The 14,540-nt window shown below is 67.5% G+C and carries 17 protein-coding genes, 1 tRNA gene and 1 pseudogene; 9 read left to right on the forward strand and 10 right to left on the reverse strand.

The annotated features are described in order from the left end of the window. Positions 1-398: 398 nt before the first annotated feature. The 9 genes from J7346_RS12700 to flgF all read right to left on the reverse strand — a co-directional run bounded on the left by J7346_RS12700 (position 399) and on the right by flgF (position 7,457). A complete protein-coding gene (locus tag J7346_RS12700) occupies positions 399-842 on the reverse strand; it encodes a hypothetical protein (RefSeq protein ID WP_209120347.1) in 444 nt (147 codons plus the stop codon). Positions 843-893: 51 nt separating this feature from the next. Beyond that, complete coding sequence (locus tag J7346_RS12705; RefSeq protein WP_209120348.1) at positions 894-2,696, reverse strand: DUF885 family protein; 1,803 nt, start codon at positions 2,694-2,696, stop codon at positions 894-896. 64 nt (positions 2,697-2,760) lie between these two features. After that, positions 2,761-3,279 (reverse strand): hypothetical protein, encoded by a 519-nt coding sequence (locus J7346_RS12710; RefSeq protein ID WP_209120349.1) that lies wholly within the window; start codon positions 3,277-3,279, stop codon positions 2,761-2,763. A 34-nt stretch (positions 3,280-3,313) separates the two neighbouring features. Next, complete coding sequence (locus tag J7346_RS12715) at positions 3,314-3,748, reverse strand: hypothetical protein (protein ID WP_209120350.1); 435 nt, start codon at positions 3,746-3,748, stop codon at positions 3,314-3,316. A 28-nt stretch (positions 3,749-3,776) separates the two neighbouring features. Further along, on the reverse strand, positions 3,777-4,283 hold the full coding sequence (locus tag J7346_RS12720) for a hypothetical protein (protein ID WP_209120351.1): 507 nt from the start codon (positions 4,281-4,283) through the stop codon (positions 3,777-3,779). 101 nt (positions 4,284-4,384) lie between these two features. Next, positions 4,385-5,110, reverse strand: coding sequence for a flagellar basal body L-ring protein FlgH (gene flgH / locus J7346_RS12725; protein WP_209120352.1), 726 nt, complete (start codon positions 5,108-5,110; stop codon positions 4,385-4,387). A 10-nt stretch (positions 5,111-5,120) separates the two neighbouring features. Then, entirely contained in the window at positions 5,121-5,876 is a 756-nt protein-coding gene (gene flgA / locus J7346_RS12730) for a flagellar basal body P-ring formation chaperone FlgA (protein WP_209120353.1), read from the reverse strand. Between the two features lie 8 nt (positions 5,877-5,884). Next, the gene (flgG, locus tag J7346_RS12735; RefSeq protein WP_209120354.1) at positions 5,885-6,673 is read right to left on the reverse strand and encodes a flagellar basal-body rod protein FlgG; all 789 of its coding nucleotides are present in this window, start codon (positions 6,671-6,673) and stop codon (positions 5,885-5,887) included. 46 nt (positions 6,674-6,719) lie between these two features. After that, a complete protein-coding gene (flgF, locus tag J7346_RS12740) occupies positions 6,720-7,457 on the reverse strand; it encodes a flagellar basal-body rod protein FlgF (RefSeq protein ID WP_209120355.1) in 738 nt (245 codons plus the stop codon). 173 nt (positions 7,458-7,630) lie between these two features. On the opposite strand from flgF, the gene J7346_RS12745 reads away from it, so the two are divergent. The 9 genes from J7346_RS12745 to J7346_RS12785 all read left to right on the forward strand — a co-directional run bounded on the left by J7346_RS12745 (position 7,631) and on the right by J7346_RS12785 (position 14,307). After that, positions 7,631-8,278: a flagellar basal body-associated FliL family protein gene (locus J7346_RS12745; RefSeq protein WP_209120356.1), complete on the forward strand. Its 648-nt coding sequence runs from the start codon at positions 7,631-7,633 to the stop codon at positions 8,276-8,278. A gap of 1 nt (position 8,279) precedes the next feature. Further along, on the forward strand, positions 8,280-9,344 hold the full coding sequence (gene fliM / locus J7346_RS12750; RefSeq protein ID WP_209120357.1) for a flagellar motor switch protein FliM: 1,065 nt from the start codon (positions 8,280-8,282) through the stop codon (positions 9,342-9,344). A gap of 2 nt (positions 9,345-9,346) precedes the next feature. Continuing rightward, positions 9,347-9,874 carry a DUF6468 domain-containing protein gene (locus tag J7346_RS12755; RefSeq protein WP_209120358.1) on the forward strand — a complete coding sequence of 176 codons (528 nt, stop codon included), beginning with the start codon at positions 9,347-9,349 and terminating at the stop codon, positions 9,872-9,874. Between the two features lie 19 nt (positions 9,875-9,893). Next, positions 9,894-10,775, forward strand: a complete 882-nt coding sequence (locus tag J7346_RS12760; protein ID WP_209120359.1) for a MotE family protein — start codon at positions 9,894-9,896, stop codon at positions 10,773-10,775. 84 nt (positions 10,776-10,859) lie between these two features. After that, the gene (locus J7346_RS12765; RefSeq protein WP_209120360.1) at positions 10,860-11,099 is read left to right on the forward strand and encodes a DUF3297 family protein; all 240 of its coding nucleotides are present in this window, start codon (positions 10,860-10,862) and stop codon (positions 11,097-11,099) included. A gap of 78 nt (positions 11,100-11,177) precedes the next feature. Next, the gene (locus tag J7346_RS12770) at positions 11,178-12,605 is read left to right on the forward strand and encodes a M20/M25/M40 family metallo-hydrolase (RefSeq protein ID WP_209120361.1); all 1,428 of its coding nucleotides are present in this window, start codon (positions 11,178-11,180) and stop codon (positions 12,603-12,605) included. Between the two features lie 6 nt (positions 12,606-12,611). After that, positions 12,612-12,696: transfer RNA gene (locus J7346_RS12775), tRNA-Leu, on the forward strand. A gap of 80 nt (positions 12,697-12,776) precedes the next feature. Beyond that, on the forward strand, positions 12,777-13,997 hold the full coding sequence (locus tag J7346_RS12780) for a Swt1 family HEPN domain-containing protein (RefSeq protein WP_209120362.1): 1,221 nt from the start codon (positions 12,777-12,779) through the stop codon (positions 13,995-13,997). Between the two features lie 13 nt (positions 13,998-14,010). Next, complete coding sequence (locus J7346_RS12785) at positions 14,011-14,307, forward strand: hypothetical protein (protein ID WP_209120363.1); 297 nt, start codon at positions 14,011-14,013, stop codon at positions 14,305-14,307. A 33-nt stretch (positions 14,308-14,340) separates the two neighbouring features. Here J7346_RS12785 and J7346_RS12790 read toward each other — a convergent pair. Beyond that, positions 14,341-14,522 (reverse strand): annotated as a pseudogene (locus J7346_RS12790) (DUF3606 domain-containing protein). Positions 14,523-14,540 lie beyond the last annotated feature (18 nt).

The following is a 14,540-nucleotide window of genomic DNA, read 5'->3' on the forward strand; positions in this document are numbered from 1 at the left end:
CGACGGGACCCTGGGAGGTTCGCACAGGCCCGGGGTGGGGCGGGGAAGTCGGGGCGGGAAACGGTGGGGGTGTTGAAAGGGTGGGAGAATTTCGGCGCAGTTTTTATAGCTGCGCCGTTCAGCCCATCGTCATCCTCCGACTTGATCGGAGGATCGGTCCATCCAGACCGTTTCCCGTTGCGGGTGACACCGATCCTCGGGTCAAGCCCGAGGATGACGGGTTTTCTGTCTCCTCCCTGACGAAGTTGGGGAGGTGGCGCGGCGGCGAAGCCGACGGGACGGAGGGGTTCTGGGCGGCGTGCGCGCGGTGAAGACCCCCTCCACCCTGCTTCGCCAAGGCTTCGCAGGGTCCCCCTCCCCATCATGGATGGGGAGGAGACAGGCGAAATCAGCTGCGTTCAGGAGCCGGCGGATGCGCGGATGGACTGGGCATAGGCCTGGGCGGAGCCGAAGCCGGGGCTTGCCGGGGCCTCGCCGTCACAGACCGCGCGGGCCAGGGTGAGTGTACCGCCCTCTTCACTGACGGGCTCGGGCTCCACGGGGGCCTCCCCATCCATCAGCATCTGACCGTCAGCGTCGAAGAAGGCCGCGTGGTAAGCGCCAAGGGTCTGCGCCGCGCAATCGACCACGAGGCTGAGGATCACATAGCCGGTGAGCTCCGTCGGGTCGGCCGAGACGGAAACGGTGCGCGCCGTCCGGGCGGAGCGCGGGCCCTCAATACTGCTCAGGTCCAGAGCCGTGTGATAGCCGTCGGTGTCGTCGATCTGCCGCCAGTCGGACGGTTCCTGACCCGGGGACGTGAAAGCCGCTGCGGCGGCTGTGAGGGCGAGGATGAGGGACATGCGGTTTCTCCTTTGGCGAACCGAACAGGGTTTCCCGTCCGCTGCAAGGCGTCAGGGCTTTTGCGCCTGTTCCGCGATCCAGCGGTCCATGTGGGCGTCCAGCAAGCCAAGCGGCAGCGGGCCGGGGACGAGCAGGGCGTCGTGGAAGGCGCGGACATCGAACCGGTCGCCCAGGGCCGCCTCGGCCCGGGTGCGGATCTGGCGCAGGCGGATTTCGCCGATCTTGTAGGCCGTGGCCTGACCGGGCCAGCCGATATAGCGCTGCAGTTCGGTCTCGATATTGTGCGGGGCCAGTGCCGAGTTTTCGGTAAAGCAGGCGCGCGCCTGTTCCACCGACCAGCCCATCCAGTGCATGCCGGTATCGGCGACCAGGCGGCAGGCGCGCCACATCTCATAGCTGAGGCGGCCGAAGCGTTCGTAGGGGGTGCGGTAGAAACCCATCTCCTCGCCGAGGAATTCGGCATAGAGACCCCAGCCCTCGGTGAAGGCGGTGACATTGGCGTCGCGCCGGAAATACGGCTGATCGGCGGCTTCCTGTTGCAGGGCGATCTGCAGATGGTGGCCGGGGACGGCCTCGTGCAGGGTCAGGGCGGGAAGCTCGTAGAGCGGGCGCTGATCCAGCCTGGAGGTGTTGACCATATAGCCGCCGGCGATGCCATTTCGCATGGAGCCGGAGAAGTAGCGGCCGGTGGTGTAGTTGGCCTCGATCTCGGCGGGCACGGGGCGGACGCCATAGGGCAGGCGCGGCAGGGTGCCGAACAGGGCGGGCAGGCCGTCATCGGCGCGCTTGGCCATCTCAGAGGCCTTTTCCAGCAGCTCCTCGCGGGTGGAGGCGTAGAATTGCGGGTCGGTACGCAGGAAGGTCAGGAAGCCGGGGAAGTCCCCGGTCCAGCCGGCGGCGCGCATCTCGATCTCCATCCGGGCGCGGATGCGGGTGACCTCATCGAGGCCGATCTGGTGGACCTGCTCGGGCGTCAGATCGGTGGTGGTGTAGCCGCGCACCAGCCAGGCATAGATATCGCGGCCGCCGGGGCGGTGGACCAGTCCGGGGGTGTCGGGCGCGACCGGCAGATAGTCGTCCTTGAGGAAGTCCCGCCAGGCCAGACGGCGCGGCTGGATGTGGTCGCGGACGATGGCTTCGGCCCGGGCCTGATATGCGCGGCGCTCGGCCTCGGGGACAGAGGCCGGAAGGTTGGTGGTGGGGCGCAGCAGTGGATCGGTGGCCGGGGTCAGGGCCACATCGGTTTCGGCCAGCAGCAGGGCGCTTTCGACCACGGAGCGCGACTGGAGGAGGCCGGTGTCGAGGCCCCGGCGGGCATTGGCGAGAGTGGCGTCGAACAGGGGACCCATATTCTCCAGCCGGGTCAGCCAGGCCTCGACATCGTCGCGGTCGGTCAGGCGCGCCGAGCCGGCGATATAGGCCGCCGACTGGCCAAAGCCGCCCTCGGAGTTGAAGGCCATGCGCGAGACGTCGAGGTCGATGCCCTCGATGGCGCGGGTGATCAGCCAGGTGGCAAAGGCGTGGTTCTGGGCCTCGGCCGGGGTGAGGGCGGTGACGTCGATGGCGGCCAGACGGTCGGACAGGGCGACCAATTCGGGGCGGCGGGCCAGTTCGCCCTGACGCGACAGGTCGGGCAGACGGGACTTCGAGGCCTCGTCGCCTTCCTGCGCGGCGCCGAACGGATCGTGGCGTTTGAGGAAGGACTCATAGTCCGCGATGACGGCGGCCAGGGCCTGGCTGGCGGTGAGTGTCGTGGCGGCGGTCGGCGTCGCCGGGCCCGAGGCCGGTGTCGCGCAGGCCGAGGCGCCGATCATGAGCGCCGCGAGCGCCGTCGCCAGAACCGGTCTGTTCATGTGTCTTTCCCCCGACGTCGAGCGGCCAGTCGAGACGAGGGGGATCGTCCCGTCAAGCGAAGGCTCAGCCGCAGAAGGCGAAGAAGCGCTCGATCCGGTCGGTGGAGGAGGGATGGGCGACCATCAGGGCGCGACCCTCGGCATCATGGAGCCCCAACCAGCTCAAACGCCGAAATCGCTGGAACACCGGGGGCGTGGTCGATGCCTCGGCGATCACCTCGCCATGCTCGAACAGCTCGGAGGCCTCGACCCGGCCGGTGAACCGTTCGGTCTCGCCGCCCGACTCCAGATAGATGACCGGCTGGCGGTCGGCGTCGGCGGGGCGCATCAGTTCCAGCCGACCGCTACCACGCAGGCATGACAGGGTCAGCCAGACGTCGTCGCTCTCGACCCGGCCGTAGATCAGGCTGGCGGCGTCCGGGTCGCTATCGAGGAACCAGTCGTGGTCGGCGATCGGCCGGGGCGCTCCGTCAGGATTGCCCGGGAGCATCAGCTGATCCGGAGTGGCCTCCATCGAGGCGCAGGCGCCCAGGGACAGGGCGCCGCCGACGGCGACGATCAGGGGCCAGGCTGTGGGGCGCATGACGGGTCCACGGGCAGCGAGCGCCGGGGCGCGCTCAGTCCGCACAGATTTCCGTGAAGCGGCGCAGCTTGGCAAGGTGGGGGCGCGAGAAGGTGACCATGCGGGTCTGGTCGCCGGACACGATCTCCAGAGAGCCGGTGGCGACGAAATTGGCCAGGGCCGGATGGTCCGTGCGCAGGGTCAGGGAGAAGGGGTCGGACGCGTCCCCGGCCGCCATTTCCGCCGTGCCGCTCGCGTCACCCGAGCGGAAGCTGGCGAAGCCCGACCGGGCCGGCAGGTCATAGAAGCTGACGACCACGCGCCCGGACCCCGGCGCGCAGGCCAGTGTGGTGGTCAGACGATCGGTGTCGGGGATTTCGCGGGCGAGCACGGTCTCGCGGGTGTCTTCGTAGAGCGACCATACCCAGCCGTCCGCCTGTGAGGGCGTGGCGGTCAGGCTCAGCAATGCGGCAAGCGTCGTCAGGACCATGGTTCCCTCCCCGGTCCGGAAGAGATGATCAGCCGCGCGGGGTTCCGCAAGAGGCGAAGAAGGCCTTCACCGCCGCCTTGTCCGAAGCCGGGGAGCCCAGAGCAGTCATGCCATTGGCCGTTTCGACCGTCATGGTGCCCGTGGCGGCCAGCGCATTCAGGGCGGAGTCCGCCTTGTCGATGGCCGCCTCGTGAAGGACGCCGCCGGTCATCGGGTCTTCAAAGGATTGTTCGTCAGAGGCCGTCTCGGCGACAGCGCGGACCGAGCCCAGAGTGGCGACCGTGTCGTCGCCCGCCGTGCAGGTCAGCATCAGCACCAGCTGGTCCGAGTTGGCAACGCCATAGGCCAGCTTGGCGGTGTCGCCTTCCTTGTGGAAATGCCAGTCCAGCGCGGGGGCGGGCGGGGCGATCTCGACCGGAGCCGCAGCCACGCTGTCGAGCAGCGTCGGGGCGACGCCCTCTTCGGCGGTATAGCTCTGCGCGGCGTGGGCAACCAGGCCCAGGGCGGCGACGGCGGGGATCAGGATCTTCAGCATGGCAACACCTCTGTTGCCGGAAGAAACGCGGTCCGCCGTTAACGGTTCACGGCCAAGCTTGGACCCCCGGCAAAAACTGCCGGGGGCTCAGAAGGGAGCGATCAGAAGGGGCTGAAGCGCTCGACCAGCGACTGGGCCGCCGGGGTGGCCTGCATGCGGCTGATGTCGCCCCGGCCGCCGTAGGAGATACGCGCCTCGGCGATCTGGGTGTGGTCGATGCTGTTGGCCGAGGAAATGTCCTCGGGACGGACAATGCCGGCCACGGTCAGCTCGCGCACCTCCCGGTTGGTGCGGACCTCCTGACGGCCCTGAATGATCAGATTGCCGTTGGGCAGGACGTCGGTGACGACCGCGGCGATGGTCAGATTGACCCGTTCGGACCGGTTGACGCTGCCCGAGCCCGAGGCGTTGGCCTGGCCCTGGACGCCGACCATATTGGCGGGGTCGAAGCCGCCCGGGAAGGCGCGCCCGAGGCTGTTCTCCAGCCCGAAGAAGTTGGTCACGCCGCCGGAGGCGTCATTGGTGCGGGCGCGCTGGGTAGAATTCTGGGTCTGGGCGCGGTCGTCGATGTTGATGCGGACGGTGACGATATCACCGACGCGACGGGCCCGCTGATCGCCGAAGAAGGTGCGCGAGCCGCTGCGCCACAGGCTGTTGGCGCTGGCGGGCCGGGTCTCGGGCGCGGGCAGGTATTGCTGCTGGACCGGGACGAGGGCGGCGGGATAGCCGATCGGGGCCAGTTCCGGACCTCGGACCGTCTCGATGGCAGTGGAGCAGGCGCCCAGCGACAGGGCAGAGAGGGCGGCGAGGGGCAGGGCTTTGCGCATCAGGGGCCTCTTAACGACGGGACGCGGTACGGAAGGTCTGGGCGGCGGGGCCGACCATGGCCTGGCCGGGGGCAGTGGCGATGGCCTCAATGGTGCGGCCGGACTGCTGATTGACGATGGGCACGGGCTCACCGACGGCGGCATCGCGGGTGGCGCGGCCGGTGATGGTCAGGGTCAGGCCCTGATCGACGTAGGACACCTGCACCAGATCATTGCGGGCGATGACCTGCGGCTGGGTCAGATCGCGGGCCAGCACCGGGGTGCCGGAACGCAGGGCGCGGCGCGCGGTCAGGCCGATGACCTCCTCGGCGTCCGCAGGGCCACCGGCCGGGGCACGGTGCGCCTGCACCGGGGTCCAGGCCACATCCTCGGGCCGCACAATGTCGCCGGCGGCGAGGCTGCGCGTGAAGGTCAGGACCTCCACGGTCTCGCCCGGACGGCTGGCCGTTGTGGAGGCGGTGGCCGCGGGGGTCGCGCCGGCGCCGCCCTGACGGACGACCACGCGACGCAGGCCGCGCGGGTTGGTCCAGACCAGACCGGCCTGGCCGGCGCGGGACTGAACCATGGCGGCGTCGAGCACAACGGTCGGACCTGCGCGGCGGGCGATGACGATATCGGCGGCGGCGCCGGCGCCCTCGAACAGCTCGCCAAGGGTTACCTGGCCGTCGTCGTCGACCGGATTGTCGCGCAGGGTGACGGGCGCCGTGGCCATTGCCGACGAAGCGGCGAAGGCGAGGCAGACACCCAGGGTGAGGCGGCGGATCATCCGGGCCATCATCCCTTCACCTGGGCCGAGACCGACATCATTTCGTCGGCGGTCGAGATGACCTTGGAGTTCATCTCATAGGCGCGCTGGGCGATGATCAGGGCGCTGATCTCGGAGACGGCATCGACGTTCGAGGCCTCGGTATAGCCCTGCAGCAGCTGGCCGAAGCCAGGCTCGCCGGGGGCGCCCGGCGTGGCCGGGCCGGAGGCCGAGGTTTCCAGCAGCAGGTTGTCGCCGATGGCCTCGAGGCCGGCCTCGTTGAAGAAGGTGGCGATCTCGATCTGGCCGACCACGGTGGGCTCGGTCTGGCCCGACTGGATCACCTGAACCTCACCCGCCTTGGAAATGTAGACGTCGATGGCGTCCTGCGGGATGCTGATGGCGGGCTCCAGCGCATAGCCGTCGTCGGTGACGACCTGACCCTCGCCATTGACCGAGAAGTTCCCGGCGCGGGTGTAGGCGGTCTCGCCCGAGGGCAGGGTGATCTGGAAGTAGCCCTTGCCGTCGATGGCCAGGTCCAGACGGTTGCCCGTCTGGGTGGGGGTGCCCTGCTGGGTGATGCGATAGACGCTGCCGGCCTTCACGCCCGCGCCGATCTGGATGCCGGTCGGCACCACCGTGCCCTGGGCCGAGGAGCTGGCGCCCATCCGCTCGACATTCTGGTACAGCAGATCCTGGAACTCGGCCCGCTGACGCTTGAAGCCAACGGTGTTCATGTTGGCGATGTTGTTCGAGATGACCTCGACGTTCAGCTGCTGGGCAGCCATGCCGGAGGCGGCGGTCCGAAGCGCGCTCATGAGCGATGTCTCCTTGAAGCGAAGGGGGTTTGCGGGCGGCGGGCCATCAGGTCACGCGCCCCAGCCGCTCGACGGAACGGCGGCTCAGATCATTGTTCTGTTCGATCATTTTCGAGATTCGCTCATAGCTGCGGCTGATCTCGATCAGATTGGTGATTTCGAGGAGGGGATTGACGTTCGAGCCTTCCAGCATGCCCTGGTGGATGCGGGCGTCGGCGGCGTCCACGGGCTGGGCGTTCGAGGTGTTGCGGTAGAGGCCGTTGCCGCCCTTTTCCAGCACCGACAGGGTGTCGAAGCGGACGACCGACAGGCGCCCGACGACCTGCCCGTCCTGGCTGATGGTCCCGTCGCCGGCGACCTGGGGGGAACCCCTTGCCGGGTCGAGGCGGATCTCGCCGCCGTCGCCCAGCACCGGCAGGCCGCCACCCGTGACCAGCAGGCCTTCGGGGCTGATGGTGAAGGCGCCGTCGCGGGTGTAGGCCTCGCCCGCGGCGTCCTGGACGGTGAAGAAGGCGCCCTCGCCCTCGATGGCGAAGTCCAGCACGCGCCCGGTCTGTTCCAGCTGGCCCTGGCCATAGTCGCGGCCCACGCCCCGGTCGAGCACGAAGCTGACCCCCGGGCGAATGGCGTCATTGCGGGCGCCTTGGCCGATCTCGGTGCCGACCATCAGCTGCTCGACCTTGAAGCCGGTGGTGTTGGCGTTGGCGATGTTGTTGGCCACCACGTCGAGCTCGCGACGCAGGGTCATCTGGCGGGACAATCCGATGTAGGCGACGTTTTCCAAGGCGGAACTCCTTCGCTCCGACCGTCGCAAGCCCCGTGCCAGTAAGGTTAATGCAGTAAAATCAACACGCTAGGTTTTTGCTGCGACGCTTTGCCCGGCAGAAAATGCCGGTTCTAAACGCCCCGTTAACCAAAAGCCGGTTGTGTAGGCCGGTCAGAGTGGGGCCAGAGCGCATGCTGAAATTTGGCAAGAAGAAAAAGGCCGATGCCACCGACGTCGCCGTGGCCGAAGGCGGCGAGGGCGGTGAAGGCGAAGGCGAGGGCGCACCCGCCAAGAAGAAGCTGCCCCTGCTGTTCATCATCATCCCTGTCGCCTTGCTGGTGCTGGGCGGAGGCGGGGCCGGGGCCTTCTTCATGCTGTCGCCCAAGCCCGCTGCGGCCGAGGGTGGCGACGGCCACGACGCCCCCAAGGATGACGGCCACGGCGCCAAGAAGAAAGACGACAAGGGCGGCGGGCACGGCGGTGGCGGCGGCGAGCCCGATCCGGCGCTCGGCAAGATCACCGAAGGCCCGGATGGCGTGACCTTCTACACCCTGCCCGACATGGTGGTGAACATTCAGACCGCCGACGGTCGTCCGGCCTATCTGAAGCTGCGTCTGACGCTGGAGCTGGAAGACGCCCATCTGGCCGATCAGCTGATGGCCGAGATGCCGCGCCTGCAGGACATGTTCCAGGGCTTCCTGCGCGAGCTGCGCACCGAGGACCTGAACGGCTCGGCGGGGAATTTCCAGCTGCGCGCCGAAATCCTGCGGCGGGTCAATCTGATCCTGGCGCCCGGGCATGCGAATGCCGTGCTGATCGAAGAGATGCTGGTGAACTAGGATGAGCCAGGCCGCCCTCGCAGACAGCGAAGACGATCCGTTCGGCGCCTCGGCGTCGGGCGAGGAGCGCACGGGCCTGATGCCCGAGCGGGTCCTGAACCAGGAAGAGATCGACAGCCTGCTCGGCTTTGACATGAGCGGCGACGATGATGAGCGCTCGGGCATCCGGGCGATCATCAACTCGGCCCTGGTGTCCTACGAGCGCCTGCCGATGCTTGAGATCGTCTTCGACCGCCTGGTGCGACTGATGACGACCTCGCTGCGCAACTTCACCAGCGACAACGTCGAGGTCAGCCTCGACAACATCTCGTCGATCCGGTTCGGCGACTATCTGAACTCGATTCCCCTGCCCGCGATCCTGGCCGTGTTCCGGGCCGAGGAACTGGACAACTACGGCCTGCTGACGGTCGACTCGAACCTGATCTATTCGATCGTGGACGTGCTGCTGGGCGGCCGTCGCGGGACGGCGGCGCTGCGCATCGAGGGGCGGCCGTATACGACGATCGAACGGGTGCTGGTGCAGCGCATGGTCGAGGTGGTGCTGAACGATGCCCGCGCGGCGTTCGAGCCCCTGACGCCCGTGCATTTCAATCTGGACCGGCTGGAAACCAATCCGCGCTTTGCGGCCATCGCCCGCCCGGCCAACGCCGCCATCCTGGTCAAGCTGCGGATCGACATGGAGGATCGCGGCGGGCGGATCGAGCTGTTGCTGCCCTATGGCACGCTGGAGCCCATCCGGAAGATGCTGCTGCAGCAGTTCATGGGTGAGAAGTTCGGCCGCGACAACATCTGGGAAGGCCACCTTGCCACCGAACTCTGGACCACGGGCACCGAGGTGCGCGCCGTGCTGGACGAGCAGCAGGTGCCCCTGTCGAAGGTCCTCGATCTGAAAGTCGGCGACACCCTCATGCTGAATGCCACGCCGGATTCGGCCATCTCGATCCGCAGCGGGTCCATTCCGCTGACCACGGGGCGGATGGGCCGCAAGGGCCAGAAGATCGCGGTCCGCGTGGAGGCGCCCATCCGCGCCGAACTGGCCGAACGCCTGGCAAGGCAGAAGGGATAGCCATGATCGGAACCGTTCTCGATGCCGTCCTGATGCTGCTGCTGGTCAGCGCCATCGCCTACGGCGTGCGGCTGGACCGGCGCCTGAAGGCGGTCAAGGAAGGCCAGGCGGCCTTTGCCGGCGCGATCGCCGAACTGAACACCGCGGCCGGACGGGCCGAGTCGGCACTCAAGACCCTGCGCGATGCGGGGCAGGAGACCGACCTGCTGCACGACCGGATCGTCAAGGCGCGGGCCCTCAAACAGGAACTGGAAGCGCTGATCGCGCGCGAGGGACGCGAGGTCCGCACGGCGGTCGCGGCCACGCCGGTTGCGGCCCGGCCCGAGCCGGTCGCCGGGGAGGCGCCCCGCGCTGCGGCGCCCACCGATCTGTTCGAGAAGGTCGAGAGCCTGGCGGTGGCCCCCGGGGTCAAGCCCGAGGCAGTCGACCGCTTTGCGCCGGTGCTGCAGGCGCTGGCCGCTAACCACGCTGCGAAACAAAGCCTGAACCGCGCCCGCCGTAGTCTGGACGAAGACCTCTTCGCCGCCTGACCCTATCCTGAAAGCCCCCATGTCCAAACTGCCCCGCATTCTGCCACTCGTTGCCGTCGCCATTGGCGGGGTGATCGCCGTGCGCGCCGCCGGTACCGTGCCGGGCCTGTTCGAGGGCGCGGTCGCCTGGGCCGAGGAAGCGCCCGCCGCCGAGGGCGCCGCCCCCGCGCCCCAGACACCGGTGACCGGCGTCTGTACCCTGACCGACGAGCAGCTGGCCGATCAGGCCGGGATCTCGCCCGCCGAGCTGCGGGTGATCCAGTCGCTGTCCGGACGCCGGGTCGAGCTGGACGCGCGGGAAGAAGAGCTGGCCACCATGCTGCCGCTGCTGATCGCGGCCGAACAGAAGATCGACGCCCGCATCGCCGAGCTGAATGAGGTGAAGGGCGAGGTCGAGACCATGCTCGGCCAGCTGGATGAGAAGGAACAGGCCGAAGTCGACCGTCTGGTGCAGGTCTACTCCGCCATGCGTCCGCGCGATGCGGCGGCGGTGTTCACCACCCTGGATGACGATGTGCGGCTGCCGGTCGCGGCGGCCATGCGCCCCCGGGCCCTGGCGGCCATTCTGGCGCAGATGCCGCCCGCCGCCGCGCGCGAGCTGACCGAGAAGCTGGCCAATCGCAACAGCCGTCCGGATCTGGAAGCGCGTGCCGCTGCCGCCAGCCAGGGGGCTCCCGCTCCGGCCGCCACCCCGCCCGCTGCGACCCCGCCGGCGCCTGCGCGCACCCCGCCGGCCCGTCAGCCCGCCCGCCAGACACCGGCGCGCACGCCGGCCGCGAACCCGCCCGCTCGCCAGACACCCGCGACCCCTCCGCCGGCTGCCGAGCGCGCCACGCCGCCCGCGGCAACGCCGGCGGATACTCCGGCCAGCCGGACGCCGGCCCGCCAGACCGTCCAATAGGCCCGACCGACGGGCGGCCCCTTGCCTTGAACGACCAAGGCCCTATGACGGCGGCCTTGATCCGTTTCCGCCCGAGGGCCTGACATGTCCGATACCCCGCCCGACCGCCTGTGCGTCGATCCCGACAGCAAATTCCACGATGAGGCCGTGCTGGCCCGTGGCGTCGGCATTCGCTTCAAGGGCGAGGAAAAGACCAATGTCGAGGAATATTGCGTCTCGGAAGGCTGGGTGCGTCTGGCGGTCGGCAATCGCGTGGACCGTCGCGGCAAGGCCCTGACCGTCAAACTGCAGGGGCCGGTCGAGCCCTATTTCCAGGACGTCTGAGGCCGCCCTCGCGATCAGGCTTTGCGCCCCCGCCCGGACCCGTTAGGACTGCGGGTCTGTGATCGAGGGGAGAGGGCCATGCGGCTTGCAGCATCAGCACTGGCGGGGGCCATAGGCCTCCTGATTCTGGCAGGTGGTTCGACCGCCATGGCCCAGAGCGCCGAGGACATCCGCATCGCAGAACAGCTGCGCGACCGGGCCCTTGAGGGCAGCGGGGCCTGGGAGATCGTCGAGGAACTGACCACCCGGTTCGGGCCGCGTCCGGCGGGATCGCCGTCGGAACAGGCGGCCGCGCGGTGGGGCGTCGAGCTGCTGACCGGCATGGGCTTTGCCAATGTGCAGGTCGAATCCTTCCCCCTGAAGCTGTGGGAGCGCGGCGAGACCCGCGTCGAGATCGTCTCGCCCTTCCCGCAGGCGCTGGTGGCGACCGCGCTGGGCGGAACCGTCTCGACGCCGCCGGGCGGCATTGAGGCCGAGGCGGTGATCTTCGAAACCTATCAGGACCTGCTGGACCAGCCGGAAGGCTCGCTGACCGGCAAGATCGTCGTGGTGTTGCAGGATACGGTGCCGGCCCAGGACGGCCGCGGCTATGGCACCAGCTCGCCGATCCGGGGGCAGGGGCCGTTCGAGGCGGCCCAACGCGGCGCGGTCGGCTATGTGCTGCGCTCGCTGGGCACCCATGACCACCGCTTTGCCCACACCGGTGCGACCCGGGTGGGCGAGGGCCAGATCCCGGCCTTTGCCATCAGCCCGCCGGACGCCGATCAGCTGCGTCGTGCGTCGCGCCTGACCGATGAGCCGATCCGCATGCGGCTGGTGTCGGGGGCGGGCTTTGTCGCCGACAGCCATTCCCAGAATGTGGTGGCCGAGGTGGTCGGCTCGGAATTCCCGGATCAGGTGATCGTCATCGGCGGCCATCTGGACAGCTGGGACCTGGGCACCGGGGCCATCGACGACGGGGCCGGAATCGCCATCACCACCGCCGCGCTGAAGCTCATCGAGGACCTGCCGGTCCAGCCGCGCCGCACGATCCGCGTGGTCTGGTGGGGATCGGAGGAGGTCAGCCAGCCGCCGCCCGCCCAGGGTCTGGCCGGGGGCCGCTTCTATGCCGAGCGCCGGGCCGGAGAGCTGGAGATGCATGTCGCCGCCAGCGAGAGCGATTTCGGCGCCGGCCGGATCTACAGCCTGGCCCTGCCGGCCGGAGCAGGGGACAGCGAGCTGCGGCGCGCGGCCATGCGGGTGCTGACGCCGCTCGGCATCCTGTTCGACGGAGCGCCGGCGACCGGTGGCGGGCCCGACACCACGCCGCTGGTGCAGGGAGGCGTGCCGCCCTTCCGCCTGAACCAGGACGGCATGGACTATTTCGACACCCACCACACGGCCGATGATGTGCTGGACCGGATCGATCCCGAGAATCTGGATCAGAACGTCGCCGCCTGGGCCGCCTTCCTGTGGCTGCTGGCCAACTCCGACATCGATTTCCGGGCCTTGCGGGCGGCGCAATAGCCCCGGGCGAGCGTGGCGAAACTGGTAGACGCAAGGGACTTAAAATCCCTCGACTTCGGTCATGCGGGTTCGATCCCCGCCGCTCGCACCATGGCTCAGCAATCGAGCAATGACGTTGTGGTAGGCGAACGGCCTTCCGTCCCTATATGAGCAACACTAGGAGGTTGCATCATGGACAAGCGTTTCCTCGACGCGATTGAAGGCGCAACAAGAGCAAGCCGCATCTTGGAAGAAGCCTCCGGTACCAGCCGCCTCAAGCGCCAGATCGACGAGGCCACCCGAGCGACTCGCCTCATTGATCAGATCACGCGCAATCCGGTGCTCGACGAGTTTCGGCGAATGGAAGAAGCGCGGAAGGCGATGAAGGGGCCGTTTTCAGCTCTGGCCGAGCATCAGGACAGAATGGACGTGGTGAACCAAGCCATAGCCTTAGGTCTTCCGCAGATGCCTCCGTCGGTCCTCGCCAGCATCGAAGCCATCGAAACAATGACGAAGTTGGGTGAAAGCCTAGATGCTATCATCCGACCGACTCGGTTTGCTTCGCACGAGCTTGCCCTTCAGATCGCCGGGATCACGGAACCTCATCGTCGGATCGCCGAAAGCAGGTCTTGGTCTGCTGACCTCGAACGACGCATGAATCTGATCGATGGGGATTGGGCTCGGGCGGATCGTCTCGCGATCTCAGGCATGTCCTTCGCCAGCCTCGCGCAGTTCAGCGATGTCGTCCGATACGACTCCCCGTTCGCAGAAGAGACGAACGAGATCGTAATCGACGAGCTCGGCCAAGTCGTCGAGGAAGTGGAAGATGACGCCGAGCAGCGTGAGGCGCAATACGATCTCGCCGGTAGGAACCCTGCCCTAGTCGCCTTCCCCGAAGAAAACTATTCGAACATCGTCATTGCTTCCGGCTTCCAGCTCGTGTTTCCGACCGCACCAACTCCACGGCCGATCGAGAATGCGCCGAGCGGCTTGGTCATGGCAGACGTCCATTATGTCGCCATGCGCGACATCGAGAACCACCTCCGCCACTTCATTGAGACTCACCTCTCAAGAGAGAACCCGCAATGGCTGAAACAGCGTGTGCCAGGCGCGATGCGGCAGAAGTGGATGGGCCGACAGGAGGAGGACCGCGACCTCGGCAACCCGGTCTTCGCCCCGATCTACTATAGCGACCTGGGCGACCTCGGGCAGCTCATGACGCAGAACAACAACTGGCCCCTCTTCGAACCCTTCTTCGGAGTGCGCGACGGTTTGCTCGTTTCGTTGAGCCGTTTGACGCCTGTCAGAAACACCATCGCCCACGGTCGGCCCCTATGCCCGACTGAGATTCTCTGCATCGTTGCCGAGGGACAGCGCATTCTCCGCGCAATAGGAAAACTGGTTCTAAATTGATTGGATAGAAGAGATGCGCTCTTATCCCATCCGCGTTCCGAGAGTTTCGTATCGCGGGGCTGATCCACGCAAGAAGTGGAAACGCGATAATGCCAATCGCGTGGCTGGAAAGATCGAAACATACATTAACGACGAGATGAAGCAGTTGCCTGCTGACAGTGTGCACGTCTTCTGCAGCTACGAAATCGCCTCATCGATCATGGAAGATAGCGACATGGTCCAGGATTTGGTCTTTGGCATTGACGCGGGTTCTAACGGCGTGACGGTGTATAAGGGCGACTACGAGAAAGCTCTCGCCAACCCGCAATAGCCTTAGCGGGTCAAGCTGCCGCTCGCACCAAATCTATCGCTTATTGCCCAGCTCTTCGGCGATGTCCTTGATGTTGCGGCCGACCTTGCGGTGGGCGGTGGTCAGCTGGTCGCGGGTGACGCCCAGCGCTTCATCCAGTGCTCGACGGCCTGACGCTCGGACAGGTCCAGCCGGTCCTTGCTGATGAAGCCGCGCTTGTCCTTGAGGCCTGCCATGGTCGTCTCCGTTGAGCA

The sequence above is a fragment of the Brevundimonas sp. A19_0 genome (assembly GCF_017744255.1).
Classification (GTDB): domain Bacteria; phylum Pseudomonadota; class Alphaproteobacteria; order Caulobacterales; family Caulobacteraceae; genus Brevundimonas.